Source organism: Haladaptatus sp. AB643, assembly GCF_024136975.1.
Taxonomy (GTDB): Archaea; Halobacteriota; Halobacteria; order Halobacteriales; family Haladaptataceae; genus Haladaptatus.
Map to the genome: position 1 here is coordinate 78,998 of NZ_JAMYJW010000010.1, position 24,562 is coordinate 103,559.

General features: G+C 60.8%; 24 protein-coding genes and 1 tRNA gene. 21 read left to right on the top strand and 4 right to left on the bottom strand.

Annotated elements, in window-relative coordinates:
- The first annotated feature begins 178 nt into the window (after nucleotides 1-178).
- The 6 genes from NKF25_RS17980 (at nucleotide 179) to NKF25_RS18005 (ending at nucleotide 5,230) form a co-directional block, all read left to right on the top strand.
- Complete coding sequence (locus NKF25_RS17980) at nucleotides 179-2,572, top strand: amino acid permease (protein WP_253228031.1); 2,394 nt, start codon at nucleotides 179-181, stop codon at nucleotides 2,570-2,572.
- Nucleotides 2,573-2,722: 150 nt separating this feature from the next.
- A complete protein-coding gene (locus NKF25_RS17985) occupies nucleotides 2,723-3,448 on the top strand; it encodes a metal-dependent hydrolase (RefSeq protein WP_253228032.1) in 726 nt (241 codons plus the stop codon).
- Nucleotides 3,449-3,690: 242 nt separating this feature from the next.
- Complete coding sequence (locus NKF25_RS17990) at nucleotides 3,691-4,239, top strand: GrpB family protein (RefSeq protein WP_253228033.1); 549 nt, start codon at nucleotides 3,691-3,693, stop codon at nucleotides 4,237-4,239.
- A gap of 94 nt (nucleotides 4,240-4,333) precedes the next feature.
- Nucleotides 4,334-4,726, top strand: a complete 393-nt coding sequence (locus tag NKF25_RS17995; RefSeq protein ID WP_253228034.1) for an OsmC family protein — start codon at nucleotides 4,334-4,336, stop codon at nucleotides 4,724-4,726.
- A 57-nt stretch (nucleotides 4,727-4,783) separates the two neighbouring features.
- Nucleotides 4,784-4,960, top strand: a complete 177-nt coding sequence (locus tag NKF25_RS18000) for an HVO_2753 family zinc finger protein (RefSeq protein WP_082837777.1) — start codon at nucleotides 4,784-4,786, stop codon at nucleotides 4,958-4,960.
- A gap of 3 nt (nucleotides 4,961-4,963) precedes the next feature.
- Complete coding sequence (locus NKF25_RS18005) at nucleotides 4,964-5,230, top strand: elongation factor 1-beta (protein ID WP_066142863.1); 267 nt, start codon at nucleotides 4,964-4,966, stop codon at nucleotides 5,228-5,230.
- 27 nt (nucleotides 5,231-5,257) lie between these two features.
- Here the strand turns inward: NKF25_RS18005 and NKF25_RS18010 are convergent, their stop codons facing one another.
- Nucleotides 5,258-5,920, bottom strand: coding sequence for an MBL fold metallo-hydrolase (locus NKF25_RS18010; RefSeq protein ID WP_253228035.1), 663 nt, complete (start codon nucleotides 5,918-5,920; stop codon nucleotides 5,258-5,260).
- Nucleotides 5,921-6,077: 157 nt separating this feature from the next.
- A complete protein-coding gene (locus NKF25_RS18015) occupies nucleotides 6,078-7,244 on the bottom strand; it encodes a cystathionine gamma-synthase (protein WP_253228036.1) in 1,167 nt (388 codons plus the stop codon).
- Nucleotides 7,245-7,332: 88 nt separating this feature from the next.
- On the opposite strand from NKF25_RS18015, the gene NKF25_RS18020 reads away from it, so the two are divergent.
- The 9 genes from NKF25_RS18020 to NKF25_RS18060 all read left to right on the top strand — a co-directional run bounded on the left by NKF25_RS18020 (nucleotide 7,333) and on the right by NKF25_RS18060 (nucleotide 14,628).
- Nucleotides 7,333-8,322, top strand: a complete 990-nt coding sequence (locus NKF25_RS18020) for an aldo/keto reductase (RefSeq protein WP_253228037.1) — start codon at nucleotides 7,333-7,335, stop codon at nucleotides 8,320-8,322.
- Nucleotides 8,323-8,460: 138 nt separating this feature from the next.
- Nucleotides 8,461-8,751: a 50S ribosomal protein L21e gene (locus NKF25_RS18025; protein WP_066142872.1), complete on the top strand. Its 291-nt coding sequence runs from the start codon at nucleotides 8,461-8,463 to the stop codon at nucleotides 8,749-8,751.
- Between the two features lie 3 nt (nucleotides 8,752-8,754).
- Nucleotides 8,755-9,111 (top strand): RNA polymerase Rpb4 family protein, encoded by a 357-nt coding sequence (locus NKF25_RS18030; RefSeq protein WP_066142875.1) that lies wholly within the window; start codon nucleotides 8,755-8,757, stop codon nucleotides 9,109-9,111.
- 43 nt (nucleotides 9,112-9,154) lie between these two features.
- A complete protein-coding gene (locus NKF25_RS18035) occupies nucleotides 9,155-9,727 on the top strand; it encodes a DUF655 domain-containing protein (protein ID WP_253228038.1) in 573 nt (190 codons plus the stop codon).
- Between the two features lie 107 nt (nucleotides 9,728-9,834).
- Nucleotides 9,835-10,719 (top strand): 16S ribosomal RNA methyltransferase A, encoded by an 885-nt coding sequence (locus NKF25_RS18040; protein ID WP_253228039.1) that lies wholly within the window; start codon nucleotides 9,835-9,837, stop codon nucleotides 10,717-10,719.
- A complete protein-coding gene (locus tag NKF25_RS18045; protein ID WP_253228040.1) occupies nucleotides 10,719-11,918 on the top strand; it encodes a mechanosensitive ion channel family protein in 1,200 nt (399 codons plus the stop codon). The genes NKF25_RS18040 and NKF25_RS18045 overlap by 1 nt, the downstream gene beginning before the upstream one ends.
- A complete protein-coding gene (locus NKF25_RS18050) occupies nucleotides 11,915-12,490 on the top strand; it encodes a HemK2/MTQ2 family protein methyltransferase (protein WP_253228041.1) in 576 nt (191 codons plus the stop codon). The genes NKF25_RS18045 and NKF25_RS18050 overlap by 4 nt, the downstream gene beginning before the upstream one ends.
- Before the next feature lie 75 nt (nucleotides 12,491-12,565).
- The gene (locus NKF25_RS18055; RefSeq protein ID WP_253228042.1) at nucleotides 12,566-13,561 is read left to right on the top strand and encodes a 5-methyltetrahydropteroyltriglutamate--homocysteine methyltransferase; all 996 of its coding nucleotides are present in this window, start codon (nucleotides 12,566-12,568) and stop codon (nucleotides 13,559-13,561) included.
- Nucleotides 13,558-14,628, top strand: a complete 1,071-nt coding sequence (locus tag NKF25_RS18060; RefSeq protein WP_253228043.1) for a methionine synthase — start codon at nucleotides 13,558-13,560, stop codon at nucleotides 14,626-14,628. The genes NKF25_RS18055 and NKF25_RS18060 overlap by 4 nt, the downstream gene beginning before the upstream one ends.
- Nucleotides 14,629-14,705: 77 nt before the next feature.
- On the opposite strand, the gene NKF25_RS18065 is transcribed toward NKF25_RS18060, so the two are convergent.
- Nucleotides 14,706-16,970, bottom strand: a complete 2,265-nt coding sequence (locus NKF25_RS18065; protein WP_253228044.1) for an immune inhibitor A domain-containing protein — start codon at nucleotides 16,968-16,970, stop codon at nucleotides 14,706-14,708.
- A 246-nt stretch (nucleotides 16,971-17,216) separates the two neighbouring features.
- On the opposite strand from NKF25_RS18065, the gene NKF25_RS18070 reads away from it, so the two are divergent.
- Complete coding sequence (locus tag NKF25_RS18070) at nucleotides 17,217-17,972, top strand: VOC family protein (protein ID WP_253228045.1); 756 nt, start codon at nucleotides 17,217-17,219, stop codon at nucleotides 17,970-17,972.
- Between the two features lie 484 nt (nucleotides 17,973-18,456).
- Nucleotides 18,457-20,586, top strand: coding sequence for a BGTF surface domain-containing protein (locus NKF25_RS18075; protein WP_253228046.1), 2,130 nt, complete (start codon nucleotides 18,457-18,459; stop codon nucleotides 20,584-20,586).
- 133 nt (nucleotides 20,587-20,719) lie between these two features.
- Here the strand turns inward: NKF25_RS18075 and dph5 are convergent, their stop codons facing one another.
- The gene (dph5, locus tag NKF25_RS18080) at nucleotides 20,720-21,520 is read right to left on the bottom strand and encodes a diphthine synthase (protein ID WP_253228047.1); all 801 of its coding nucleotides are present in this window, start codon (nucleotides 21,518-21,520) and stop codon (nucleotides 20,720-20,722) included.
- Between the two features lie 81 nt (nucleotides 21,521-21,601).
- On the opposite strand from dph5, the gene NKF25_RS18085 reads away from it, so the two are divergent.
- From NKF25_RS18085 to NKF25_RS18100, 4 genes are all read left to right on the top strand, one after another.
- Nucleotides 21,602-22,582, top strand: a complete 981-nt coding sequence (locus NKF25_RS18085; RefSeq protein WP_253228048.1) for a class I SAM-dependent methyltransferase family protein — start codon at nucleotides 21,602-21,604, stop codon at nucleotides 22,580-22,582.
- Between the two features lie 149 nt (nucleotides 22,583-22,731).
- Nucleotides 22,732-22,806: transfer RNA gene (locus NKF25_RS18090), tRNA-Thr, on the top strand.
- 276 nt (nucleotides 22,807-23,082) lie between these two features.
- Nucleotides 23,083-23,247 carry a hypothetical protein gene (locus tag NKF25_RS18095; RefSeq protein WP_253228049.1) on the top strand — a complete coding sequence of 55 codons (165 nt, stop codon included), beginning with the start codon at nucleotides 23,083-23,085 and terminating at the stop codon, nucleotides 23,245-23,247.
- Between the two features lie 32 nt (nucleotides 23,248-23,279).
- Entirely contained in the window at nucleotides 23,280-24,311 is a 1,032-nt protein-coding gene (locus NKF25_RS18100) for a hypothetical protein (RefSeq protein WP_253228050.1), read from the top strand.
- Nucleotides 24,312-24,562: the final 251 nt, after the last annotated feature.

Genomic DNA, 24,562 nt, shown 5'->3' on the forward strand with positions numbered 1-24,562 from the left:
CGCTTCGCGTGAGACAAATCCAATCGAACCGAGGTAAAAGATTGTTGGCCAAATCGAAGGACGAACCGCTTCACTCGCCCATGCTGACCACCTTTCGTACCGTTTCACTATATAAGGGGAGGCGGGAGACAAGGCCAGTTATTTAACCTTTTAAGGACTCCATCAGATAGACTAAACAATGGCTGAGAATACGACGGAGGCGAACGAAAATGCCTCTCAGCGGGATGTCGGTACAGAGCTCTCGCGGGACATGAGTCTGTGGGACATCACCTTTATCGGAATCGGGGCGATGATCGGGGCGGGTGTCTTCGCGCTGACCGGGTTCGCCGCCGGTCTCGCCGGTCCTGCTCTCATGCTTGCGTTCCTATTGAACGGGGTCGTTGCGACGTTCACTGCGATGTCGTACGCGGAACTCGGTGCGTCGTTTCCACAGTCGGGCGGGGCGTACAGCTGGGTGACTGAGGCACTGCCGAGTCCGTACGGGTTCTACACCGGATGGGCCAACTGGTTCGCGCAAGCAGTTGCGTGTGCGCTCTACGCAGTGACCTTCGGTGTGTTCCTCACCGAGTTCATCAGTGTCTACACCGGTCTCGGCCACGAATTCGTCTTCTTCGGGTTTTTGACCCGTGGGCTGACCGAACGACTCTTGGCTGGTCTCGTCATCGCCCTGTTCGCCTACATCAACTATCGTGGCGCGGAGGAGACCGGTACCATCGGAATCGTCATTACGACGGCGAAAATCATCATCCTCGGCGTCTTCGTCATCTTCGGCGCGCTGGCGACGTTCAAACAGCCGGACTGGTCGACCAAGTTCCTGTCCAGCCCGCGATTCGCCCCCGCCGGAATCGGCGGAATCATGGCGGCGATGGGGTTCACCTACGTCGCGTTCGAGGGATACGACATCATCGTTCAGAGCGGTGAGGAGGTAATGGACCCCGGGACGAACATCCCGAAAGCCATCTTCTACTCGATCGCGGTCGTCATTCCGATTTACATCCTTGTCGCGTTCGCCTCCATCGGTGGTATCGAAATCACCGACAACATCCTCCGTCTCGCGAACATGTCCAGAGCGAGCGGACCGGTGTACACGTGGCAAATCCTCGGTAACCTCGGGGAACTCGGTATCATCCAAGCGGCCGGGCAATTCGTCCCGTACGGTCTCTCGTTGCTGCTCGTCGCCGGTCTGGCCGCGACGATGAGTGCGTTGAACGCCACGCTGTATGCGTCGAGCCGTATCGGGTTCGCGATGGCCCGTGACAACCTCCTGCCGCCGAAACTCTCGGACATCCACGAGGAGAAGCGTTCGCCGTACCTCTCCATCGGGGTTTCCGGAGCCATCATCATGCTAATGGCCCTCACGCTCCCGATCGAGAGCGTGGCGGCCTCCTCCAGCGTCATGTTCATCCTCCTGTTCTCCATGGTGAACATCGCCGCTATCGCGATGCGGAGGAATCGGCCGAACTTGGAACGGCCCTTCGAAATTCCGTTCATGCCGTGGATTCCGATCCTCGGAATCGTCTTCCAGTTGCTGCTCACCCCCTTCCTGTTGACTTCGCTCGGGCTCCGCCCGTGGGAGGACGGCTTCACCGCATTGGTGACGATGGCCGCGTGGTTCGCCATCGGCATCGCCGTCTGGTACGCCTACTCCGAGGAGAAGGAGATGGAGAAACTCGAACAGGAGACGCCGACGGTCGTCTCGCATCGTGCGACCGAACGCCGTGACTACCAACTCGTGGTCCCCATCGCTAATCCGGAGAACGCGGACCAACTCATGCAGACGGCTATCGACCTCGCACGCGAGAACGACGGCGAGATACTGGTGACGAGCGTCGTCACCGTCTCGCCGCAGACGCCGCTCTCCCAGGGTCGGCAGTTCGTCACCGACGAAAAGGAGAACGTCCTCAGTCGAGCCATCCAAATCGGCGAGGACGCCGACGTCCCCGTGAGCGGGACGATTCGAATCGGTCACGACGTGGCCGACGCCATCCTCAACACCATCGACCAACACGACAGTACCGCGGTCCTCCTCGGTTGGCAGGGCGGCGATCAAGCCCGACGCCGGGATATCGTTCTCGGGAGCACCGTCGACCGAATCGCACAGGATGCACAGGCCGACGTCCTCGTCGAGCGCATCGGTGAATCGGCGTCCTCCGACATCGACTCCATCCTCGTGCCGATGGCGGGCGGCCCGCACGCCGAGTACGCGACGACCATCGCGGAAGCGATCGCACGACCGGAGAACGCTCGCGTCGAAATCCTCCACATCATCTCCCCGGACGCCTCCGAGAGCGACCGGCAGGAAGCTCAAGAGCTCGTCAATGGGGCCGCGGAGGAGTTCGACGCTGACGGCGAAGTCGAGACCGCAGTCATCGAGAGCGACGACGTTTCGAATGCGATCTTGGAGCATTCGGCCGACTTCGACCTCACGGTGATCGGTGCGACGCGGGAAGGGCTCCTCGAACAGATCGTCTTCGGCGCAGTGCCCGAAGAGATCGCTCGGCGCTCGGAGAACATCGTCATCATGGCGAAGAAGAACCTCGGCATCACCTCGCTCATTCAGCGCTGGTTGTAATCGGCGCACGGATTCGAGTCTTTTTTCGGTCGTCCGTCGACGTGCTATCTACCGTCGTTCCGCAGTGAATACAGGACGGCGTCCGATCGGAACACCCCATTCGTCGCCAACATCTTTTAAGACTGCTCAGGCACAATCCTACCACACACCATGGAACTCACTTGGTACGGACACTCGACATGGCACGTTACCGTTGACGACACGGAACTCCTCATCGACCCGTTCTTCGACAACCCGAAGACGGACACCGATCCGGAGGAACTCGACCCGGACTACGTCCTGCTCACGCACGGGCACGCGGACCACATCGCGGACGCCGACCGCTTCCGTGATGCACACTTCGTCGCCACGCCGGAGGTCATCGGCTACGTCACCGACGAGTATGGCGTCGAGGACGGCACCGGGATGAACATGGGCGGCACCTTCGAAGCCGACGACGCGTTCGTCACGATGGTTCGTGCCGACCACACCAACGGTCTCGACACGGGCTACGGAGCCTCCGGCGGCATGCCCGCCGGATTCGTCATCAGCGACACGAAGCCGACCCAGGTCTCCGACGAGGACAGCGAGACGTTCTACCACGCCGGCGACACGTCCCTGATGACCGAAATGCGCGACGTCATCGGCCCGTTCCTCGAACCCGACGCCGTCGCGATTCCCATCGGCGACCACTTCACCATGGGGCCGTGGCAGGCCGCCGTCGCGGTGGACTGGGTCGACGCCGACTACGCGTTCCCGATGCACTACGACACGTTCCCGCCCATCGAGCAGGACCCGGAGGACTTCGTCCGCGAAGTGGAGGCCACCGGCAACGACGCCGAAGTCCACGTTCTGGACGGCGACGAGACGTTCGACCTCTCCGACCAACTCTGGTGACGGAGAAAAGTAAGACGCGCTGGATGTGACGTTTCGTTTTCTACTTTTCAGGTGTTCACGTACGTTGAGGGTTGCTACAAACTGAACAGTAGACCTTGGAACCGAAACTACTACGATGAAAGTTCAGAAAGTCCCCGCCGGTCGCACAACCGTGGCGGAAGCTTTCGAGGACTACCCTCCAGTGACTACAGTCACAAAACAATCAAAGACGTAATATTTCGGGATACCCAGTCTGAAATTCCATGGAAGACATTCGTATCGAAATCGTGGAGTACGATCCGGAATGGCCGGTTCACTTCGAGCGGGAAGCGACCCGAATGGAGGAGATACTCGGGGATCACGTCGTCAGCATCGAACACATCGGGAGTACTTCCGTGCCGGGACTGGCCGCCAAACCCATCGTGGACATTTGCCCGGTCGTTTCGGATATGGACGAGGGAAGAACGTGTGCCGAACTACTGCAAGAGGCGGGATACTCTCCGGGAGAGCAGGACAGACCGGACGATTGGATTTCACTCGGGCGAAACCACGACGAGGGGCAGCAGTTCAACGTTCACATCCGGCCACGGTACTCCGACGCCGTGACGAGATATCTCCTCCTTCGGGAGTATCTCCGTGACCATCCGGAAGCACGCGAGGAGTACGGGGAGGTCAAGCGGAAAGCGGCGGAAAACCATTCGACCGACACCACCGAATACACCCGTGCGAAATCGGACGTCATCCAGTCCATCTTGGAGTGCGCGCGAAACGAAGGGTACGATCCAAAAATCAGACGACGAGAGAACCAATAACTCGCGACGAATATCGTTCTCGGTTGTACATATTCCGACACACTCGGCCGGAAGAACAAGCCTTAGGAGTATTGGGTCGAACCTGGAAACTGCAATGCCAGAAGTCACTACCACGTCGGAAGAGGGCTACAGCGCAGAAAACGACATCCGCGATTTCTCCGTTACCATCGACGCGACGGGTGAGGACGCGCCGGACACGCTCGAAACGCTCCTCGCGGCGTACGGTTCGTGCTACGTTCCCGCCCTCCGCGTGGGTGGCGAACAGCGCGGTGCGGGCGACCTCGGCAAGATCGAAATCGACGTGAGCGGCGACCTGAACGACGACGACAAACTCGAAGCCGTCGCGTTCGACATCAAGTGGGAGACCGAAACGGACGACGAGACCGCACAGGACGTCATCGACCGTGCGTTCGAACTCTGCAAGGTTCACGACGCCGTCAAAGAGAGCCTGCACGCCGAGACGACCGTCGAGACGGGCGCGTTCTAACGCCGTCTCGAACCCCGAAAGGGAAGCGTTAAAAGTCGCGCGGCGGAACGTGGGGGTATGAGTCAGACCCAAAAACAAGCACGAAAATGCGTCTCGTGCGGGATCAACATTTCCGGCACGAACGCTGCCTCGTTCAAATGTCCTGACTGTGGGCAGACCATCTACCGCTGTGCGAAGTGCCGCAAACAGAGCAACCTTTACGAATGCCCCAACTGTGCATTCCTCGGACCGTAAACCATGGGAAAAGTAGCAGCCAAAGTCAAAGTGATGCCGCAGAGCCCGGAAATCGACTTGGACGACCTCCAAGAGAAACTCGAAGACTCGCTCCCTGAGGGTGCGAAAATCAACGGCTTCGAGCGCGAAGACGTCGCGTTCGGCCTCATCGCGCTCCTGCCGACGGTCATCGTCCCCGACGATGCCGGTGGCACGGAAGCCGTCGAGGAGTCGTTCTCGTCCGTCGAAGGCGTCGAGAGCATCGACGTGCAGAACGTCGGTCGAATATAATTCCGCGTCTCGTTTCGTTTTTCGTTTCTATTCCGTGAGCGACAGGTACGTCGCTTCGACATCGGCGTCCTCGACGAACCCACCGTGATAGCACAGCGTCCCGCTGGTGTCGAACGCGGCGAGTTTGCCGAGAGAATCGACGGCGGTCTCCATCTCGGGGGTGAACGTTTCGTTCGGTCCCTGAAGCCCGTCTTCGTCCGCGACCGTGGCGTCGGCCGCGATGAGAAGGTCGGCGTCGGGCAGGACGACAGAGAGATGGCCGGGCGTGTGCCCCGGCGTTTCGACCACGCGCATCGGTCCGGCCTCGGTGCGGAACGTGACGCCGTCCACGACTTCGATATCGACGTGGATTGGCGGATATCGGTCCGACTTGACGAGTTCCGCGTCGCCCTCGATGGCGGGTGTGTCGCCGACCGATGCCACGACGCTGGCGTCGGTTCGGTCGAGCAACTCAGCCGCGCCGCCGACGTGGTCCCCGTCCTGATGGGTCAAAAACAGCGTGTCCACGTCGTCCAGCGAAAAGCCATCCTCGGCGAGCGCGTCGGCCAGCGTGTCGATTTTACCGGGTAGCCCGACGTCGAGGAGGATGAGTCCGTCTTCGGTTTCGACGCCGGAGGGGAATATCGTCATCTCCCGGTCGCCGAGGTCGTACGTCAGTGGAAACGCGTACACGTGATCCGTGAGTTCCATGCACGAAGGGACGGGTCCCAACGTGGTGTATCATTGGGCTCCGGCACTCGGTTCCGGATGAAAAAGACGAAAGCTCTAGTTCAACGACTCGGTTCCGGATGAAAAAGACGAAAGCTCTAGTTCAACGACTCGGTTCCGGATGAAAAAGACGAAAGCTCTAGTTCAACGCCGCGTCGAACGCCGACTGCAGGTCGGCCTTCAGGTCGTCGACGTGTTCGATACCGATGCTGGCGCGGATGAGGCCGTCGGTGAGTCCGGCCGCCAAGCGCTCTTCCTTCGGGATCGCGGCGTGAGTCATCGTCGCGGGTTGCTCGATGAGCGATTCGACGCCGCCAAGGCTCTCGGCGAGGGTGAACACCTCGGTTTCGCTGACCACGTCGGCCGCCTCTTCGAGCGAGGCGTCGAGTTCGAAGCTGACCATGCCGCCGAAGTCGCTCATCTGTTCGGCCGCGAGGTCGTGGTTCGGGTGCGATTCGAGACCGGGATAGTACACCGTGTCCACCGCCTCGTGGTCGTCCAACCACTCCGCGATGGCGCGGGCGTTGTCGCAGTGGCGGTCCATCCGGACGCCGAGGGTCTTCGTCCCGCGCAGGACGAGGAAACAGTCGTGCGGACCGGGGGTCGCGCCGACGCTGTTCTGGTAGAAGCCGAACTTCTCGTCCAGCGCCTCGTCGTTCGTGACCAGCGCGCCGCCGACCACGTCGGAGTGGCCGCCGAGGTACTTCGTCAGGGAGTGTGAGACGACGTCCGCGCCGAGTTCCAGCGGGCGCTGGAGGTACGGCGTGGCGAACGTGTTGTCCACGGCACAGAGCGCATCCGCGTCCTCCGCGATGTCGGCCATCGCGGCGATGTCCACGACGTTGAGCAGGGGGTTCGTCGGCGTCTCGACCCACAACAGTTCGGTGTTCTCGCGCATCGCGTCGGACACTTCGCTCGGGTCGGTCATGTCCACGAAGGAGAACTCCACGTCGTAGTCGGCGTACACCTGCGTGAAGATGCGGTGGGTACCGCCGTACACGTCCTCGCTGGCGATGACGTGGTCACCCGAGGAGAGAAGGTTGAGGACGGTGTTGATGGCACCCATCCCGCTGGAGAAGGCCCGACCGTACTCGCCGCCTTCGAGGCTGGCGAGGTTGTCTTCGAGGTCGGTGCGCGTCGGGTTGCCCGTGCGCGAGTACTCGTAGCCGCGGTGGTCGCCCGGGCCGTCCTGCACGTACGTCGAGTTAGCGTAGATGGGGGTCATCAGCGCACCCGTCTCCTCGTCCGGTTCCTGTCCGGCGTGGATGGAGCGCGTTTCGAACCTGAAATCGTCGCTGTCGGTCATATGCGAGCGGACGAACCGGAGCAGGGTTATCCTTTCGTCTCACGCATGGGACAAAGAGACAATGTAGGGGGAAGCCGTGTCGAACCGTATGGACGAACGCAGGCTCGGAACGACGAGCTATGAGATAACTGAAATCGGCATGGGAACGTGGAACATCGGGTCGGACTGGGGGGATGTCTCGGAGGAGACCGCTCACGAGGCGGTTCGCGCCGCCCTGGACGCTGGAATCACGTTCCTCGATACGGCCGACGTGTACGGCGACGGCCGGAGTGAACGCGTCATCGCGGACGTGCTCGCGGAGTACGAGACGGACGAACGGCCCGTCGTGGCGACGAAGGCCGGGCGACGACTCGATCCACACGAGGCGTCCGGATACACGGAATCGAATCTCCGCGAGTTCGTGGACCGGAGCCGGGACAACCTCGATATGGATTCGCTCGACCTGCTCCAACTACACTGCCCGCCGACGGACGTCTACTATCGACCGGAAACGTTCGACGCGCTGGACGACCTGAAGGCGGAGGGCAAACTCGACCATTACGGCGTCAGCGTCGAACGCGTCGAGGAGGGTCTGAAAGCCATCGAATACCCGGATGTCGAGACGGTCCAGATAATCTTCAACCCGTTCCGTCAGCGCCCGGCGGAGCTGTTCTTCGAGGAAGCGCGCCGACGCGACATCGGCGTAATCGTCCGCGTGCCCCTTGCGTCCGGCCTGCTGACCGGACAGCTCTCGAAGGAAACGGAGTTCCCGGAGAACGACCACCGAAACTTCAACCGCGAGGGAGAGGCGTTCGACCGCGGAGAGACGTTCGCGGGTGTTCCGTACGAACGGGGGCTCGAAGCGGTGGACGAACTCGAACGGTTGGTGCCCGAGGACGCGACGATGGCACAGTTCTCGCTCCGCTGGATACTCGACCACGACGCGGTTTCGACCGTCATTCCGGGGTCGACCAGTCCGAACCACATTCGGGAGAACGTCATCGCCGCATCCCTCCCGCCGCTCACCGCCGAGGAGCGGGAGCGCACGAACGAGATTTACGAAGCACACGTGGCCGACGCGGTTCATCATCGCTGGTGACTTCGAACTGAGACCCCGAACTGTGACGCCGAAACGACGAGCCGAAAACGAGTGTGAACGATCGGCACGGGGAAGCGGTTTTCCCCGACGAGGAACGTATCTTTTATAACCGTCACTGAACAAGAGCGTCATACGACTATGCCGAGCTCGAACGGACCGTACAACACCACCCGAGAAAAACTGTCGAACAACCCCCGCGACCGTGGCACCTCGCCACCACAGCGTGCAGTCCAGCAGTACGAGAACGGACAGAAAGTCCACCTCAAGATCGACCCGAGCGTGCGAAAAGGACGCTTCCACCCGCGATTCAACGGTCGCACGGGCGAAGTCGTCGGAAAGCAGGGTAAAGCATACAAGGTCATCATCAACGACGGTGGCAAGGAAAAGACGCTCATCACCCAGCCCGCACACCTCCGCGAACAGAAGTAAGCTATGACTATCTTCAAGGAAAAGCTCGACGAGGAGTATCTCACCACGCCCGAGGCGAAGGAGCTCCTCGCGGACATCGAGCGCGAACGTGCGCTGGATGAAACCCGCGAGATGCCGTACAACCTCTCCCGGGCCATCGAGCACGTCAACCGGTTCGCTGCCCTCGATGCCGAGGAATCCCGCGAACTGGTCGCCGAACTGCTCGAACTCGAAAAGGTGGACGAGCAGACGGGCTACAAAATCGCCGATCTCCTGCCGCAGGACCGCGACGAATTGCGCGCGGTGTACGCACAGGAGCGGTTTACCCTCTCGGGCGACGAGCTGGACGAGATACTGAACGTCGTGGCGAAGTACGAGTAGCTTCACCGATTCTTTAAGTTGCTCGTCGCCGTATTCCAGCCCAATGAGTGAATCCGAGACTGACAGCGAAGCGTCGGCTGTTGTACTCGACTTCCTGCCGAACGGTCGGGCAGAAGACGACCGTCCGCAATACCAGAAAGAGCCAGTCGCCTACGTCCTCACCGAATCTGATTTCCATCTCCTCGAACTCACGCTCGAACAGGAGGCGAGCGTCGGTATCGGCGACAGCATTCCGATCGAACCCCCGGAGGCGCGCGAAAACGTCACCAACGTGCGCGAGATTCCCTACGAGGACCTCACCTCCGCCGCACAGTCGGAACTCGAACATGCGGTCGCGGACATCGTCGACCGCCACGAGAGGCGGTTCGTGGACTTCTACAACGACGCCCAACCGATCACCCTCCGACTCCACCAGTTGAACCTGCTTCCCGGTATCGGGAAGAAACTGCGAAACCACGTGCTCGAAACGCGAAAGCGGAAGCCGTTCGAGAGCTTCGACGACCTCGAAGACCGCGTTTCGGGGCTTCACAGCCCGAAGGACGTCCTCGTCGAGCGGATCCTCGAAGAGATCCGCTCGGACGATCTGAAATACCGAACGTTCGCCCGTCACGACTGACGGGAGTTGCGTTTCTTCCGCGCATCGTTTCCGCGCGCATTTCCGGAACGACTCCCAGTCGCAACTCGGTGGGTTTACGCCACTCGCACCGGTAGGAGGGGGCAACGATGGAACGCTCGCCACCCGAGGAACCCGGACGGAGAGACCCCGATGCGCTGATTCGACGCGCAGGCGCGCGGGGGAACCCGAACCGCGACCAGCACTTCCTCGTGGACGACCGAGTCGTCGATAGAATACCGACGTACGCCGAGGAGATGCGTCTCGACCACGTGCTCGAAATCGGTGGCGGACCGGGCGTCCTCACCGACCGCCTGCTCGCGGTCGCCGACCGCGTGACGGTCGTGGAACGCGACCCGAAATTCGCCGACTTCCTCCGCCGCGAATTTCGAGACGAACGTGACGCGGGTCGCCTGACTGTCGTGGAGGGCGACGCGCTGTCGGTCGAACTCCCCGACTTTTCGGCGTGTATCGCCAACCTCCCGTACGGGATTTCGAGCGAAATCGCGTTTCGATTGCTCCCGCTCGGGAAACCCATGGTCCTCATGTTCCAGAAGGAGTTCGCCGAGCGCATGGCCGCCGAGGCCGGGAGCGACGAGTACGGCAGGCTATCGGTGACGGCACAGCACTACGCCGACGTGGAGGTCGTGGAAACCGTCCCGCGCGAGGCCTTCGCGCCGCAACCCGAAGTCGAGAGTGCGATCGTTCGGACGACACCCAGGGACCCGGAGTACGAGGTGGACAACGAGGCATTCTTCCTCGACTTCGTGAAGGCGGTCTTCACCCAGCGTCGGAAGACGATTCGCAACGGCATCCGGAACACGCCCCACATCTCGGGGCTTGACGACCCGGACGCCGTCGTGGACGCGCTCGAATCGGCGGATGACGAGGTGTTAGGTGAGGACATCCTTCGAAAACGCGCCGGAAAGGTCACGCCCGCCCAGTTCGCGGCGATGGCGCGCGTGGCAGACGAGTACGGACGGAGTGGTGGTTGATGGCGGGGATGATCGACTGGTTCAGTGGCTTCGTGGGGATAGACGCACGTATCTTCATCACGGCGTTCGTCCTCGTCGCGCTACTCGCCGGAATCGTCGTGGCGTGGCGCGGCCGACGGGAACTACAGAAGACGCTCCCGAACGCGTTGGTCAACGTCATCGTAACCGCATCGTTCGTCGTCTTCGCCGCGTTGGCGGTGCTGACGCTGATGTTCGCGTGGGATTACGTCCACTCGACGTTATTATTCTTCTCGGGTGAGGACTTGGAGAAGTACCTGAACTCGAAGACCGCGGCTCGACTTCTCCTCTCGATAGCCGCCCTCGTCGTCGCCTACGTCGTCGTGGGAGTCGTCCGGGAGGCCGTCGACCGACTCACCAGACACCGGGATGCCATCTCGCGCCACCAAGCCCAAATACTGCATCGTCTCACGCAGGTGACGGTGTACGTCACCGCCGGTGCGACCATCCTCGGAATTTGGGGTCAGCACCTGACGGGAATCCTCGTCGGTGCGGGGTTCCTCGGAATCGTCGTCGGGATGGCCGCTCGGCAGACCCTCGGGGCGGTGCTGGCCGGGTTCATGCTGATGTTCGCTCGACCGTTCGAAATCGGGGACTGGGTGGAGATCGAGGAGCGAGAGGGAATCGTCACGGACATCTCGATCTTCAACACGCGAATACAGACGTTCGACGGGGAGTACGTCCTGATTCCCAACGATATCGTCGGCGGGAACACCATCATCAACCGGAGTCGGAAGGGACGACTGCGGTTGGAGGTGGACGTCGGCATCGACTACGACGGCGACATCGAGCGGGCCACCGAAATCGCGGAGGAAGCCATGGACGAACCGGAGGACGTGCTGGCGGTTCCGTCCCCGCAGGTCGTGACCAAGTCGCTCGGCGACTCCGCCGTCGTCCTCGGGCTTCGGTTCTGGATCGACAAGCCCAGCGCGCGCAGAAAGTGGCGGGCGAAGACGACGGTCATCAACACGGTGAAAGCGGCGTTCGACGAGGAGGACATCAAGATACCGTACCCGCAGCGCGAACTGTCGGGGCGTGCGGAGACGAACGGCTTTCGGGTCGCTCGCGGCCGGGAACGCGAACTCGGGGCGACGATGGACGGCGGCGAGGCGACCGACGGTGGAACGGCGGCGGACGACGGAGGGAACGACTCGGTGGACGAGGATGGTGACGAACGATGACTGATCTGGCGGAACGACGCGGCGAGGAAACGCAGGTGTATCAACCGGCCGAGGACTCCCATCTGCTCGCGGCGGTCGCGGCCGAGGGGATAACGGCGGACGAGTTGGTTCTGGAGGTCGGCACGGGATCGGGATACGTCTCGGAGTACGTGGCCGACGAGACGGGTGCCCGCGTCGTGGGAGCGGACGTGAATCCTCACGCGTGCGAGCGCGCACGCGAGAGAGGGATCGAAGCGGTGCGGGCGGATTTGGTGTCGCCGTTCCGGGACGGTGCGTTCGATGCCGTACTGTTCAACCCGCCGTATCTCCCGACCGACCCGGAGGACGAACGCGACGACTGGATGGAGAAGGCGCTCTCCGGCGGCGAATCCGGACGGGAAGTCATCGACCCGTTTCTGGACGCCGTCGGGCGCGTGCTCGCGCCCGACGGCCGGGTGTACCTTCTCGTCAGCAGTCTCTCGGGCGTGGAGGAGGTCGTCTCGCGGGCGGGCGAGAACGGTTTCAGTGCCGTCGCGCTCCGCGACGAGTCGTTCCCGTTCGAGACGCTGACGATTCTGAAACTCGTCCGTTGATCGTCGCTGACATTACTGCGAAACATTTTCAGGAACGGAAAATATTAAACACCAGCATAACTAACCCCGGAGTACATGACTGAACGAATCGCCACATCCACGGGGCTGTTTCCGCTCCCCGATTGGGCGAAGGACGATCTCTCCGATCTGAAGGGCCACCAGAAACACGACCTCATCTCGGGCGACGAAGGGTCGGAACTGACCGCGGTGTACGACGACGCACGGAAGGAAGTCGTCGCGGTGCAACAGGACGCCGGACTCGACCGGGTCGTTGAGGGGCAACTGCGCTGGGACGACATGCTGGCCCATCCGCTGACGGTACACGATTCGGTCGAAACCGGCGGAATCGTGCGCTACTACGATAACAACAACTTCTACCGCGACCCCGTGGTCGTGGACGAACTCACGTTCGACGGCGACGTGGCGAACGAACTGGAATCGACCGCCGAACTCGCTGACGACGTGCAGGCCGTCCTCCCCGGACCGTACTCGCTCGCTGACCTCGCCACCGACGACTACTACGGTGACGACGAGGAGTTCCTCGCCGCTGTCGCGGAGTTCCTCGCCGGGGAAGTCGAGGCGTTCCCGAGCGTCGAGACGCTGTTCCTCCTCGAACCGTCGCTCGTGGAGAACCCGCCCGCGGACGGCGAGGACGCCCGCGCAAGCGAGGCAATCGACGTCGTCGCGAGCGCGACGGACGCCGACGTGGTGGTGCAACCGTACTTCGGGTCGCTCACCGAGAAGGTCCATGCACACGTCCTCGACGCCGACATCGACGCGCTCGGCTACGACCTCGTCACCGACCACGACGGCTGTCTGTCCAATATCAACGAGTTCGGGACGACGGATTCGGTGTCGCTCGGACTGGTCGACGGGCAGAACACGCTGGTCGAATCGCCCGAGACGGTCGCCGAACGGGTCGATTGGTTCGAGGAGAACACGCCGGTCAACGAGTTCGAGAAAGTGTATCTCACCACGAACACGGAGCCGTTCTACCTGCCGTACAACAAGTTCGAGGAGAAACTGGCCGCGCTCGGTGAGGCCGCGCGGTTGGAGGAGGTGGAAATATGACTGAAGATAGCCGAGAGCAATTCCGTCCGGAGGATCACGACAACGACCACTTCATCCTGACGACCATCGTCGGAAGCTATCCCAAGCCGAAGTGGGTGGACCGCTCGCGCGAACTCTACAACGACCCCGACGCGGACTTCGACGGGAAGGCGTGGCAGGAGGCGAAAGACGACGCCTCCCGCCTCATCACGGACGAACACGAGCGCGCCGGACTGGACGTCGTAGTGGACGGCGAGATGCGGCGCAACGAGATGGTCGAGTACTTCGCCCACCGCATTTCGGGCTACGAGTTCAACGGCCCGGTGAAGGTGTGGGGACACAACTACTTCGACAAACCGAGCGTCGTCACGGACGTCGAGTACGACGAGACGTGGCTCGTGGACGAGTACGAGTTCACCAGCGAGGTGGCAGAACGTCCCGTCAAAGTTCCCATCACCGGCCCGTACACGCTGGCGAGTTGGAGTTTCAACGAAGCCTACGACGACGAGGAGTCGCTGGCCTACGACCTCGCGGACCTGGTGAACGAGGAGATCGAGAAACTGGTCGAAGCGGGCGCACGCTACATCCAGATCGACGAACCGGCGCTGGCGACGACGCCGGACGACCACGCCATCGTCGGTGGCTGTCTGGAGCGCATCGCGGACGGCATCCCGGACGACGTCTACCTCGGTCTGCACGTCTGCTACGGCGACTACTCGCGTATCTATCCCGAGATACTGGAGTTCCCGGTGGACGAGTTCGACCTCGAACTCGCCAACGGCGACTTCGAGCAGTTGGACGTGTTCCGCGACCCCGAATTCACCGCGAACCTCGCGCTCGGTGTCACCGACGCCCACACCGCCGAAGTCGAGAGTGTCGAGGAGATCAAAGCGAACATCCGGAAGGGACTCGAAATCGTCCCGCCCGAGCAACTGACCGTCAGTCCCGACTGCGGTCTGAAATTGCTCCCGCGCGACGTGGCGTACGGCAAGATGGCCAACATGGTGCAAGCCGCGCGCGAAGTCGAAGCGGAACTCGATGCCGGTGAGATCGACATCGGCGGCGAAGCGGTCAGCGCCGACGACTGACGCTCGACGGCGTCCTGAAGGCGAGTATGCATCTATTTTTCGACCGAAAAAAGTTCGAGCGACGCGTCTTCGCTCCGTTACCTGCCGTAGTGGCCGTGGCCGCCGTGGTTACCTCCATGACCGCCATGGCCACCGTAGCCGCCGTGGTGGCCGTGATGACCACCATGACCGTGATGTCCGTGACCGCCATGGTGTCCGCCGTGTCCATGGCCGCCGTGGTGACCGTGTCCATCGCGCGCGTATTCGAACTCGACGCTGACCGGAACGCGGCCGCCCTCACCCGGATGGGCCGCCCACGTCGAAGCCGCGATGACCTTCTCGAAGTTGCCGTTGTGGAGGAAGTGTTCGAGTTCCTGCTTCTCGCCGTCGTCGAAGGTCCGCATGTCGAGTTGCTTCACCTTCGCGCGGCCGTTCTTCTTGATGCCGATGAAGGTGAACTGGTACTCGACCTTGTCACCCGTCGCCTCGCGGAGACTCTCGAACGAGTCCGTTGAGTCCGTGGCGACGTGCTCGCCGCCGACTTCGACGTTCCGGACGTACATGCCGGGATGGGTGGTCGCCCAGTCGGTCACGTAACGGAAGGCGACGAGAACGTCACCCTCGCCCTCGTATTTCGAGAGGTCGAACGACTGGTTGACCCACGTTCCGTTGGTCGTACCGGTGTATCCCGGCACGTTTTCCTTGACCGTCGGGTGGGCATCCGGGTTCGGGGAGTCGTCAGTCCGGTTGGATTCCAGACTCTCCCACGTCTCCCCGCCGTCCGTCGAGACCTGCACGAAGCCGTAGTCCCAGTTCTTCTCGATGTCGTAGTTCGTCTCGAACGACAGCGTCGATCCGTTCGAGAGGTCGGCATCCATGATGGCGTACCGGTCGAGCAGGGTTCCGGACCCGGAGTACAGTACCGTCCCCTCGCCATCGACGGGATCAGTTGCGGTCTGCCACTGGGTACCGATGTAGTCCGTTCCCGATAGCTCCACGCCCGTTATCGGCCCTTTGTCGGACGTGTCGACCTCCTTGTAGTTGGTTCCCCACGCGCCGGCGGTACCGACGTCGTTCGACGTGTTGAGGTTCAAATCGAGGCCGTCGATGTCGTACTCGTCCCGGACGTGGTGGTCCGAGGAGTCGAGCACCGCCGCGGTCGAGAAGTCCTGATAGAGGTGGTAGAAGTCGGTGTTCGCACCTGTCTCGTTCAGGGTTTCCTCGACGCCCGCGATTCCGTTCTTCTCGTCGTGTGCGAGGTTGCTGATGAAGTCGGTTCCGTACCTGTCGCTCAAGTACATCTGGAAGCTGAGCGCGATGCCGTAGTCCGAGAGGACGTTGATAGCCCCTTGGTCCTCCCAGTTGGTGAGGGAGTTCGACGGCAGTTCCTCGTAAGCGTGGACATGTTCTTCGGCAATGCCGTAGCCGGTGACGGTTTCGGCGTAATCGGACATGCCTTCGTTCACCCACGTCGTCTCGTCACTGTCGAGGTCGTTGTGGATGAGGTGCTGGTACTCGTGTGCGAGCGTTCCCTCGGAACCGACCTCGTCGTTGGTCTCGTTGACTTCCTGCCATCCCGCTGCATCGAGCGTGACGACGTTGCGGTCGGTGTACTGCTGAACCTGGGGCGAGTAGAACCCGGCCGTGTAGATGGGGTACGACGAGTTGTAGTAGTTCTCGTCCCGGATGTTGTCCACCAGCAGGACGGTCTTGCCGGACCCGTTCTCGGTGTGGTAGTAGTCGTCGGGGACCGCACCGATTTCCTCCAGTTGACTGTCGGTCCCGTTACGGGCGTCGGGTTTACCGAACACGTCGGCTTCGGTGTCGTAGATGTTCTCGTCGAACGCCGTGCGAAGTGCTTCGGCCTGCTGTTCCGAGACCGTCGGGTCGGTTCGGGAGTCGTTTTCCGGCCACGTCATGTCGCGGGCGACCCACACTTCGACGTTGTCACCGACGGAGAGGAGGGTGAAGTTCTTGAAGTAGTAGCTATCGTTGTCGGAGCCGAGGTACTGCTTGGTCGTTCCGATGCCGTCCGGGTCGGTCGCGTCGTCGGACGGATCCATGATGATGGACGAGTCCGTATCCGCGAGGATGGATGCCGTCCCGGCCCGCTCCCTATCCGTCGTCGTGAACCTATCGGGAGCGGTATCGAAATCTATCGGCTTGTCGAGCGACTCCTGTGAGGGTTCGCCCTTCCGATATTCGACGCCGTCCGAGGAGTTGTTCACGGGGTGCTTCGGGTCGAGGACGGTCGGACGAAGGTCGTCACTCGTGTTCGGATGTGTTGCTACAGTACCGCCGGCCCAGAGAGCCGACGTGGACAGTACGACTAATAAACTCAACGCCACCGCTTTTATTTTCATCCGACGTGTACTGTTAACGCTATCAACATAGTTATTTGCAAAAATGATTGAATTATTTAATCACATCAAATACTAAACCCATATGCCTATTCTAGTCGTCGTATCTCGATTTTCGATTCCGGGAGCCTCGGAAAAACCGTGACTGCGGGACCACTCGGGTGCATAGGGGGACCTTCACGGTCGTTTTCGCGCTCGCGTTTCCGCGAACGGTACCCTTTTCGCTTCGGAGGGGATGGTTTCGAACGTATGAGCGGGACATTCGACCACGTAATGATGCGTGTAGAGGATTTGGACGAATCGCTCGACTGGTATCAGACGCACCTCGGATACGAGGAGAAGAGCCGCTGGGAGGCGGATACGTTCACGAACGTCCACCTCGGTCCCGAAGACGTACACGAGGACGGGGCGACGCTCGAACTGACGTACAACCACGACGACCGTTCCTACGAGATGGGCGACGCGTGGGGCCACATCGCGGTCCGCGTCGAGGACGTGTACGATGCCTACGAGGAACTGATGGACGCCGGTGTGGAGGACTACCGCGACCCCGATTCCTGCGGTGGTCGCTACGCGTTCGTCAAAGACCCCGATGGACACGAGATCGAAATCGTTCAGCGCGACCACGGTGCTCGCTGGAGCATCGACCATACCATGATCCGTGTCGAAGATGCCGACGACGCGCTCGGGTTCTGGACGCGTAAGTTCGAATACGTGCACACGGGGCGATGGGAGTCGGACACGTTCGCCAACTACTTCATGAAACCCGAGGACGCCGCCGAGGAGGCGATGGCGGTGGAACTGACGTACAACTACGACGGGCGCTCCTACGAACTGGGCGACGCGTGGGGTCACTTCGCGGTGCGCGTGGACGACCTGCGCGACGACTGGGATACGCTGATGGAGCGCGAGGCCGAGGACTACCGCGACCCGGAATCGTGCGACGACAGGTACGCGTTCACCAAGGATCAGGACGGACACGAGATCGAACTCATCGAGAACTGAGCGCGAATACGGGCGGTTCTTTTTCCGAGATATCTGGCAATATTGACGGCAAAACTGTGTCATTAATTCTTAACTATCAAATTTGCCTCAGTCATCTATTTATTTTATAATCGCCTCAAGCTCATGTGTCTTTTTCGAGGTATCTGACGGCACCTACTTAAAGACTGGAATGGTGAATCTCCGACTTAATGTCTCCTTGTACTACTTCGGGATCGCTCCGGAACATCCGATTGGTCTCATCTATTACCATTATATGAGATCTCCATTGACGCCTCTATTGCCTGAATTCAGGCGTGTAAGTGCATAACGGCAGATTACCAGACCACAAAGCATTTATAATAAGGGAATAACTTTCTTCCTGTACCCCTACCCATGGTGGCAGATGGAGTACCACTTCCTCCCGAACCGGTTCGGGTTGGACGAAATGTCTATACGGTCGTGGGAAAAGAACTGTCGCCGACAAAGAAACAATCAACGAGAAAGCATGACAGGAAATAACTCAAAGGTTCGCAGCCTCGCCCTGACCGCGATGCTCGTGCTGTCGGTCTTCGCCGGCACCATGGCGTTCGCAGGTTCAGCTGCTGCTGCGACCTCTAGCGACGACAAACTTACCTCTGGCGACCAGGTTTGGGTCGGCCAGCAGCTAGAGTTTGACGCAACTGGTAACAGCTCTAATGGATCGACGAACGCGAAGAACACCGTTGCTCTGTACAAAGATACGAGCGACGGTCCGGAATTCCAGCAAAACATCGCGCTCAACACGACCGACCATACTGGTGTCCTCGACACCTCTGGTCTTGACGCGGGATATTACGCATTGAAGGATACGGAGAACGACACGTTCTTCTCGCTTGACAGCAGCGGCGTGACCGAGGGCAACGCTTCCTTCGACAACGCGAAATTCCACGTTCTTGACCAGACGTTCAGCGCGGAATTCAAGGACGACTCCATTATGAACGATAACGGCGACACTAACGCCGAGATCGGCTTCAACAGCAACCGTGGCCGTGTCAAGGTGGACGTCACGTCCGACGACGTCAGCTTCGACACGCTCAAGAAGATTTTCAGCGACGGAACTCCCAACCAAGACGATGAATCGGTCACCATCGAGGCAGCTACCAACGAGTACTCCGTTGGCCACTTCAGTGGTGTCGACGCCGGTAACTACGAGTTCACTTACACGGTCAACGACTCCAGCGGTCTTTCGGTGACGGACAACATCACCGTTAAGAAGGCTGGCGACAAGACGGCGACCTTCGTGAACGAAGAGTCCACCCCTCGCGGTGACATCGCCAAAATCACGATCAACCTCGACAACACCGACACCGCATACGTTCAGATTGGAAGCTTCGCAGATTCCAACTTCCAGTCGAACCTCAACGTCACGGACTCTGACGACGACGGTCAAGTGATCCTCAACCTCAACACGTTCAACACGAACGTGAACAAGAAGTACGTGAGTGCAGGAGAAGGAACGAAAATCACGTGGAACAACTCGTCGGTGCTTAGCTCCGAACCGCTCGCCTCCGGTAACTACGACCTCGCCGTCAGCACGACTGGCTGGGAAACCCAGAGCGACAACAACGGAATGGACGTTGCGAAGAGTCCCTCGGACAAGACGCAGCTCCGTATCAGCGACCGCTCGACCGACTCGATCAGCACGTGGATCCAGCCGCAGAGCGTTGACACCCACGATGACGTTGCAGACATGACGGACACCGTCACGCAGCGTAGCACCGTCGCAGGTAGCGACAACGTCGTCCTCAAGGTCGACGCAACCGGTATCTACGGTGCCCTTCAGGGTAGCTCGATCAACAGCGAAGACATGTCGCTGACGCTCGAAGAGACCGGCGACAACGTCGAGAAGAACACCGAGGCAGACACGCTCAGCGCGAGCGACTTCACCATCGTCAAAGACGGTGACAACGGCACGTTCTACGCCGTTATCTCGGCAGACGAACTCGCAGACGCGGACGGCGCGGACGGCTACGGCGACTGGAAAGCGACGTTCACCGTCAACAAGGACTACGTCCTCAACGGCGATGGCGAGGACCAGTCCGTCTCCACCACCTTCACGTACGAAGAGCAGGACACTTCGCTGAACGGCGGCGAAGACTTCCAGGCTCCGAAGGGTAACTCCACCGTCTCCGGTAAGACGAACCTCGCACCGGGTACGGAACTCAGCGTTGTTGCCGACAGCAACATCTTCTACATCCCACAAGATGTGACCGTTAACGACGACGGTACGTTCTCGGCGAAGTACAACTTCGACCGCGACGACGTCGACAACGGCACGGAGTTCTCCGTCTACGTCAGCAGTGACGAAGACAACACCAAGATCGGTGGTGTCGTGAACGCAGACATGAACAACGGCACGACGACCACGACCACGACGACCACGACGACCACGACGACGTCCTCGACGGACACGACGACGACGTCCTCGACGGACACGACGACGTCCTCGATGGACACGACGACGACGTCCTCGACTTCGTCCTCGACCTCGACCTCGACCTCGTCGAACGATGACGGTCAGCCTGGTTTCGGCGTCGCAGTCTCCGTCGTTGCACTCCTCGCCGCTGCGCTTCTCGCGCTCCGCCGAGAGAACTAAATCGGACACCGCGTCTGATTTCGACTGACGAAAACTAATTCATTTTTCGCGTACTCGACCCCTCAGCGACGGCGTTACTGAACGGGTCAAAATAATCGAAAAGAAGCCATCCGCCGTTTTACGACGTACCGACTCACACGACGTCGAGCAGTTCGCTCGGCGCGTCCGCGAGCGACGCGAGGGCGTCTGCCTCGATGTGATGGAGATCACCGGGGACGACGAGCAGGTGGAGCGGGTCGCCGAAATCGCGCTCCGCGAGTACTGATAGTCGATCGGCTTCGACGAGCGGGTCGGGGCTTCCGGCACGCGCGACGACGACGGCGAGCACGTCGTCGTAGCCATCGGCGAGCAATTCGGCCGCGTGGTTCGCCGTCATGTACTCGTCTTCGATCTTCGATTCCTTTCGCGGATTCCAACCGACTTTGATGTCGAGGTAGACGAGCGTATGGAGTCCCCGTTCTCGGTTATCGTCGAGCACGTTGGTCACGCTCGCCGGAAGTCCATCCGCGCCGTGGGCGTACTCGAACGGGAGCGTGGTCGCTTTGCCGAACCGATAATTCTGGAGACCGGTGAGACCGCTGGCCGCGGATTCCGCAGTCGGTGCGTGGATGACGCGGGTGTCGATACCGCGGTCTTCGGCACGAAGGCGGAGGTCCACGTGGGTTGTCGAAATCATGGTGTCGCCAGCGGTGAGAAAGGCGGCGTGTCCGGATTCGGCGGCGTCGAGGATATCCCCGGGATCCTGTTCGACGCCCGGGCGGTCACGAACTTCGATGTCCGTCCCGTGAAACGCTTCGAGGTCGGCGACGTCCGCCCCGATGAGTTTGCTGGTGTAGAATTCGGCGAAAACGTCGTCCGCGTCGGCGATCGCTTCGCGGCCCTCGACGGTAATCGAGCGCTCGTCGTACAGGCCGAGACCGATGAAAGTGAGCATGAGGAGGGTTTGGAAAGATGCACGTTTAAGCGATGCGACCCGAAGCGTCAGCGTTAACGCCCGCTTCCGGCAAGGAGACGTATGGAAGTACCTTGCGTGCGCGTCGAACGGGAACAGGGGGAAGCGGCGCGCCGCGAACTCGCGGAGTCGGATTTGGTGGTGGACGAGGTGGAAATCGTGGTCGAAGACGGCTGGCTCTATATTCCCGTCACCAACCCCGACGCGGTCCCATCCGAGTTCGAACTCGTCTCCCACGATCTCCCGACCCGCACGACACAGCGGATGCCCGCCGACATCCTCGGCTTCGAACCGAGTTACGAACGACTCGGGAACATCGTCCTCATCGACGAGGACGACTCGGAACTGGCGGGGGAAATCGCGGACGCCATCATCGCGTCGGCGTTGCCGGTCGAGACGGTGCTCAATCGCGCGTCGAAAGTGAAAGGCGAGACCCGCGTCCGCGACTGGGACGTACTGGCCGGAAACGGCACCGAAACCGTCCACCGCGAGTACGGATGTGAGTTCCTCTTGGACGTCGCACGCGTGTACTTCTCACCACGTCTCGCGACGGAGCGACACCGTGTCACCGAGCAGGTCACGCAGGACGAACATGCGTTCGATATGTTCGCCGGTGTCGGGCCGTTCGTGATCCCGTTCGCAAATCGCGGTGCGACCGTCGTCGGTGCGGACGTGAACGAGGTTGCCATCGACTACCTCCAAGAGAACGCACGCCGGAACGGGGTCGAAGACCGCGTGACGGCGATTCCCGGCGACGTTCGAGGGACGGCCACGGAGTACGAGGACTGGGCCGACCGCATCGTGATGAACCTCCCCCACAGCGCCGACGAATTCCTCGATACCGCCGTCGCGCTGGCGAGCGACGACTGTGTCATCCACTACTACGACATCCAGCACGAGGACGATCCGTTCGGACCGGGAGAGGAGGCGATTCGGTCGGCTGCGGAACCGGAGTACGACGTGACGGTCGAAACTCGACGGGAGGTCCGGTCCTACGCTCCCCACGAGCTCAACGTCTGTCTGGACGTGCGGTTGACGCGGTAGTTCGTGACAAGTAACGTCGTATTCGACGCTGAATTCGCAACCCTTATGCCACCTGTGGGGTCTATAATTGAATGTAGTTCGAAGCACACCAATGCGGTGTCCGTCCGAGCGAAGTGAGGTCGGGCTCGGGACGCGAACGCAGTAAGCGTGCCGGTGTAGCTCAGACTGGCTAGAGCGATTCCTTCGTAAGGAATAGGCCGAGGGTTCAAATCCCTCCACCGGCTCTCCTCTTTCGACTCAAAGTTGCGAAAGACGTTTTTCGTCGTGGTTTCACCATTCATCTCTGCACCGGTAGTGCCGACATTGTACCGTCGCCAGTATGCAGCATGAACACACGATGGACACTCCCACGAGACGTGTGTAAATCGACTGAAGCTCTCCCCTCTGTGCGATGGTATTCAGCCAGTGCGAGTCATCGACGGGATCATATTCTGTAACCGATCAGCCGTTAGAATGAATGGGTCGCATGGTCTCAATACATTCCATGTTCTCGGAAAAGGATGACACGGAACAGTCCGAAAGCCGCGGCGGGGATGATGACGATGGACGAACGACTATCGTCCCCGCCTCGGACGGGACTGGATCACGGTTCGACCGACGTCGTTTTCTCGGCGGCGTCGGTGGGATCGGAGTTCTCAGTAGTTTGTCCGGATTCGCTCGGCTGAAAAACGGGAGGGCCGATCGTAGCGTGGTCGGTATGAGTTCTCGAACCCCCTCGGCGAGGACGGAGAGACCGCCTGCAGCGTACTCGGCAACTGACCTCGGCACCCTCGGTGGTGCTGAGAGCACCGCGACGAGCATCACCCGTCGTGGATACGTCGTCGGGACCAGTCAGCGGGCGGACCTCGTTCCACACGCGTTTCTCTGGTCGGAACGGGATGGGATGCAAGATCTGGGCACCCTCACCGACAGGACCAGCAGGGCCACCGACATCAACGGCCACTGCCACGTCGTCGGTGCGAGCAGAGTGACCGATATCTGGGAGAGGGACACCGGGACTCGGACGGAAATATACCCGGAGCACGCCATTCGTTGGTCGAGGGGAGAGGAGATGCAAGATATCTACAGTAGCGGCGGGCAGAACAGTGTTGCCACCGCAATCAACGATCGAGGAGATATCGTCGGAACTCTCCACTACTATGGTGAGGTCACGTTGGAAGGGTTCGTCCTGTGGGCCGACGACGATTGTTCCGACCGATTATGGCGCTCCCCCCGCTCCTCGTCCGGCGATTTTTTGGTCCCTGCTGATATCGATACGAACGGTCGGATCGTCGGGACGAGTTTCGGCGTCGAACCCGTCTCTGGAGATGCGTTCATGTGGTCGGAAGACGAGGGAGAGCGTGCGCTCGGTACCCTCGGTGGACAGGAGGGAGAGGCCACCGCCATCAACGACCGCAGACAGGTGGTCGGGAACAGCCAAACGGCGGACGGAACGGTTCACGCGTTCGTCTGGTCGCCGGACGAGGGCATGCGTGACCTCGGCACGCTCGGTGGAAACTATAGCGAGGCCACCGACGTCAACGACCGTGGGCAGGTGGTCGGGAACAGCCAAACGGACGATGGAACCGTTCACGCGTTCATCTGGTCGCCGGATGAGGGCATGCGTGACCTCGGCACGCTCGGTGGCGACTACAGCCGTGCGAACGGTATCAACGAACGGGAACAGATCGTCGGGGAGAGTCGGACAAACGATGGTTCCCCGCACGCCACGCTGTGGAGTCGGGAATAATCTGTCGAACACGGGTCCGGTCGAAGCGATCATCCGCACGACGCGACGGGCGGCGACCAGGGGATCCGAACCGGACGATGTCACTATCCGAGTCGTAGGCAGTCCATATTTTTCGGTAGGATGACCTTGCAATCGGTCGAGAAATTGCAACGACCAACGCGGATCACCACCTGTTTTTACTCGATGAAAGACCGCGTGAGAACCCCCGAAAAACAATGACAAGGCGACCCCAGGGATTTCTGAGGAGGTGT

Coding starts and splice junctions, on each gene's coding strand:
- NKF25_RS18005 (WP_066142863.1), top strand. CDS start 4,964: ATGGGAAAAGTAGCAGCCAAAGTCAAAGTGATGCCGCAGAGCCCGGAA.
- dph5 (WP_253228047.1), bottom strand. CDS start 21,520: ATGCTCACTTTCATCGGTCTCGGCCTGTACGACGAGCGCTCGATTACC.
- NKF25_RS18055 (WP_253228042.1), top strand. CDS start 12,566: ATGACTGAACGAATCGCCACATCCACGGGGCTGTTTCCGCTCCCCGAT.
- NKF25_RS18015 (WP_253228036.1), bottom strand. CDS start 7,244: ATGACCGACAGCGACGATTTCAGGTTCGAAACGCGCTCCATCCACGCC.
- NKF25_RS18100 (WP_253228050.1), top strand. CDS start 23,280: ATGAGTTCTCGAACCCCCTCGGCGAGGACGGAGAGACCGCCTGCAGCG.
- NKF25_RS18045 (WP_253228040.1), top strand. CDS start 10,719: ATGGCGGGGATGATCGACTGGTTCAGTGGCTTCGTGGGGATAGACGCA.
- NKF25_RS18035 (WP_253228038.1), top strand. CDS start 9,155: ATGAGTGAATCCGAGACTGACAGCGAAGCGTCGGCTGTTGTACTCGAC.
- NKF25_RS18095 (WP_253228049.1), top strand. CDS start 23,083: ATGACACGGAACAGTCCGAAAGCCGCGGCGGGGATGATGACGATGGAC.
- NKF25_RS18030 (WP_066142875.1), top strand. CDS start 8,755: ATGACTATCTTCAAGGAAAAGCTCGACGAGGAGTATCTCACCACGCCC.
- NKF25_RS17995 (WP_253228034.1), top strand. CDS start 4,334: ATGCCAGAAGTCACTACCACGTCGGAAGAGGGCTACAGCGCAGAAAAC.
- NKF25_RS18020 (WP_253228037.1), top strand. CDS start 7,333: ATGGACGAACGCAGGCTCGGAACGACGAGCTATGAGATAACTGAAATC.
- NKF25_RS18025 (WP_066142872.1), top strand. CDS start 8,461: ATGCCGAGCTCGAACGGACCGTACAACACCACCCGAGAAAAACTGTCG.
- NKF25_RS18065 (WP_253228044.1), bottom strand. CDS start 16,970: ATGAAAATAAAAGCGGTGGCGTTGAGTTTATTAGTCGTACTGTCCACG.
- NKF25_RS18070 (WP_253228045.1), top strand. CDS start 17,217: ATGAGCGGGACATTCGACCACGTAATGATGCGTGTAGAGGATTTGGAC.
- NKF25_RS17980 (WP_253228031.1), top strand. CDS start 179: ATGGCTGAGAATACGACGGAGGCGAACGAAAATGCCTCTCAGCGGGAT.
- NKF25_RS18085 (WP_253228048.1), top strand. CDS start 21,602: ATGGAAGTACCTTGCGTGCGCGTCGAACGGGAACAGGGGGAAGCGGCG.
- NKF25_RS18040 (WP_253228039.1), top strand. CDS start 9,835: ATGGAACGCTCGCCACCCGAGGAACCCGGACGGAGAGACCCCGATGCG.
- NKF25_RS17990 (WP_253228033.1), top strand. CDS start 3,691: ATGGAAGACATTCGTATCGAAATCGTGGAGTACGATCCGGAATGGCCG.
- NKF25_RS18010 (WP_253228035.1), bottom strand. CDS start 5,920: ATGGAACTCACGGATCACGTGTACGCGTTTCCACTGACGTACGACCTC.
- NKF25_RS18000 (WP_082837777.1), top strand. CDS start 4,784: ATGAGTCAGACCCAAAAACAAGCACGAAAATGCGTCTCGTGCGGGATC.
- NKF25_RS17985 (WP_253228032.1), top strand. CDS start 2,723: ATGGAACTCACTTGGTACGGACACTCGACATGGCACGTTACCGTTGAC.
- NKF25_RS18060 (WP_253228043.1), top strand. CDS start 13,558: ATGACTGAAGATAGCCGAGAGCAATTCCGTCCGGAGGATCACGACAAC.
- NKF25_RS18075 (WP_253228046.1), top strand. CDS start 18,457: ATGACAGGAAATAACTCAAAGGTTCGCAGCCTCGCCCTGACCGCGATG.
- NKF25_RS18050 (WP_253228041.1), top strand. CDS start 11,915: ATGACTGATCTGGCGGAACGACGCGGCGAGGAAACGCAGGTGTATCAA.